This is a genomic window from Vibrio sp. 1401 (assembly GCF_033340295.1).
The window spans coordinates 1-633 of sequence record NZ_JAWOWF010000484.1 but is presented as its reverse complement, the minus strand read 5'-3'; the positions used below and the strand labels follow the sequence as shown (position 1 = coordinate 633).

General features: G+C 44.2%; 1 pseudogene. It reads right to left on the bottom strand.

The features are described from left to right. Positions 1 to 33: 33 nt before the first annotated feature. Positions 34 to 633, bottom strand: a pseudogene (locus tag R7Z77_RS26355) (hypothetical protein); the annotation flags it as partial.

The following is a 633-nucleotide window of genomic DNA, read 5'->3' as shown; positions in this document are numbered from 1 at the left end:
AGGCCTCCTATTTTTTCGATCTGCTGAAGATTACTATTTGGTTAGAGTTACACATGCCTTCCATGGAAAGTTAGCAGGTGCAGGCTTTACTGTATTAACCGTAACGCAGTCTTCGAATGACTGACCTTCAAAGTCTACATCCGTTAGACGATACCAAATACTAACGCCAGTATCAGTGTATTCAATTGATGCGATTTCACCGTGCTGGAATTCACCAATAACTTCGAGCGTCATAGGACGACCTTGGTAGTCGATAGCCCATGCACCAGCAGGTACTTCTTGACCGATAGATTCTTCAGTTGCAGCTAGTGATACGCCAGATGTGTAGCGGAACACAGGCAAGTCTTTGTTAGGTAGCACGCCGTCACCATCGATGTCGATAAAGTAATCTACGTGTGGAATATCAAAGTCTAGACCATTGTCTGCGTAGTACTTCTGAGTGTTCTCGTAAGCTGCTGTTTTGTACAGTGCTAGGCTGTACTTGGTCAGAGCTTGTTTCATTTCTTCAAACTGAACGGAGTTAGGCTCTAACAATACCTGACCAATTTTCTCGATTTGTTGCTCTAACGTGAGTCCGTTTTCGGTTGCCATAGTTAAAGTACTTGCAGAGATCACGAGTAGCACAGTGCTGGT